The organism is Mycobacterium sp. TH-M82, assembly GCF_057473605.1.
This window is the reverse complement of record NZ_JBYCKY010000558.1, coordinates 1-1,547: the sequence shown is the minus strand read 5'-3', so window position 1 is coordinate 1,547 and position 1,547 is coordinate 1. Positions and strand designations below refer to the sequence as shown.

The following is a 1,547-nucleotide window of genomic DNA, read 5'->3' as shown; positions in this document are numbered from 1 at the left end:
GTGAATCTTCGCGTGGTCAAGGGACAACCAGCGGACGTTCTCACCGAGGCCTCGCGATCAGCAGACCTGCTTGTCGTAGGCAGCCGGGGCCGGGGCGGATTCGCCGGAATGCTGCTGGGTTCGGTCAGCCAGCACTGCGTCCAACACGCCGCGTGTCCCGTCCTCGTCTTCCGCCGTCCCAGTTCCGGATGAGTTGCCGAAAACGCATTTCAGGACCCCGACAAACCCGGGCAAAGGAGAGAAATGACTGAAGAAATGTCGCGAGTTTACCTGGCGCGTCATGGCCGTACGGCGTTCAATGCCGAGGGCCGGCTGCGCGGATTGAGCGATCCTCCGCTGGACGAAGTCGGCCTTGCCGAGGTAGAGCGCCTGGCCAAAGTGCTCGCAACCAAAGGTGCGACGGCGGTGGTGTCCAGTCCTCTGCAGCGGGCGGTCTCGACTGCCGAGGCCATTGGCCGAGCCGCCGGCATCCCGGTGAGCGTCGACTTGCGTCTGAACGACCGTGACTACGGGCCGATGACCGGACATCCCCGAGCCGAAGTCGAAAAGCAATACGGAAGCGTAGATTCCGCGCCAGGAGTCGAGCCACGTACTGCCCTGGCAGAACGCGCGAAGCGGGCGTTTTTCGAACTCGTCGCCGAACGCGCGCCCGGTCCCATCATCCTGGTTTCTCATGACGCGTTCAACCAGACCTTGTTAGAGCAATTGGATCCGTCGCTCGGTCGGGTCCAGCAGCGCACGGCATGCTGGAATCAGCTGAGTCTGGTGGACGGGACATGGCGAGTCGACGCCTACGACCAGATAGCACCAGACAGCTGAGTTTTGGCTGTCATGATGCCGCCGGCGCTGCCATCGCCACGGTGTCGGCGTGCGACTCCCACCACCCCATCCAAGCCGGGGGCGTGTGCCCGCCAGGTGACCGTCGTCGGTTCGGGGCACGTCCAGGGCGTCCCGGACACGTTGACCGTCCAGGTCGGCATCGAGTTCACCGCACCCGACGTCACCGCGGCGATGGATCAGACCAACGACCGCCAGCAGGCGGTCCCCGGCGCGCTCGCCGGAGCCCGGATCGAGCGCAAGGACGTCAGCACCACCGTCTGCGAATCCACGGACAGCGCCGAGCCGAGGGCCGCGCCCGGCGCCCAGAAGGCCATGCCGGCCGCCGTTCCGCTGGAACCCGGCCAGCCAGACGGTGAGCCTCTCGGTGGCCGCGGTGTGGAGGCTGGACTGCGGCCGGGCTACTGCTGGTAGACCCGCGGGTCCAGCATGCCGATGTACGACAGGTCGCGGTAGCGCTCGTCATAGTCCAGGCCGTAACCCACGACGAAGTCGTTGGGGATGTCGAAGCCCACGTAAGCGATCTCGACGTTGGCGCCCCGCGCATCGGGCTTGCGCAGCAGCGTGCACACCCGCAGCGACCGCGGATGCCGGCTGCTCAGGTTGCGCAGCAGCCAGGACAGCGTGAGGCCGGAGTCGACGACATCCTCGACGATCAGCACGTCCCGGCCCTGGATGTCGCGGTCCAGATCCTTCAGGATCCGCACCAC

The 1,547-nt window shown here is 66.3% G+C and carries 3 protein-coding genes and 1 pseudogene; 3 read left to right on the top strand and 1 reads right to left on the bottom strand.

The window, feature by feature from the left end; translation table 11 throughout:
- The 3 genes and pseudogenes from AC2VON_RS16805 to AC2VON_RS16795 all read left to right on the top strand — a co-directional run.
- Positions 1 to 192: universal stress protein (locus AC2VON_RS16805; RefSeq protein ID WP_486953963.1), on the top strand; the 192-nt coding region annotated here is incomplete at its 5' end.
- 51 nt (positions 193 to 243) lie between these two features.
- Entirely contained in the window at positions 244 to 819 is a 576-nt protein-coding gene (locus tag AC2VON_RS16800; RefSeq protein ID WP_421529600.1) for a histidine phosphatase family protein, read from the top strand.
- Positions 777 to 1,095, top strand: a pseudogene (locus AC2VON_RS16795) (SIMPL domain-containing protein); the annotation flags it as partial. The gene AC2VON_RS16800 and the pseudogene AC2VON_RS16795, both read left to right, overlap by 43 nt.
- Before the next feature lie 143 nt (positions 1,096 to 1,238).
- Here AC2VON_RS16795 and AC2VON_RS16790 read toward each other — a convergent pair.
- Positions 1,239 to 1,547: phosphoribosyltransferase (locus AC2VON_RS16790; RefSeq protein WP_486953962.1), on the bottom strand; the 309-nt coding region annotated here is incomplete at its 5' end.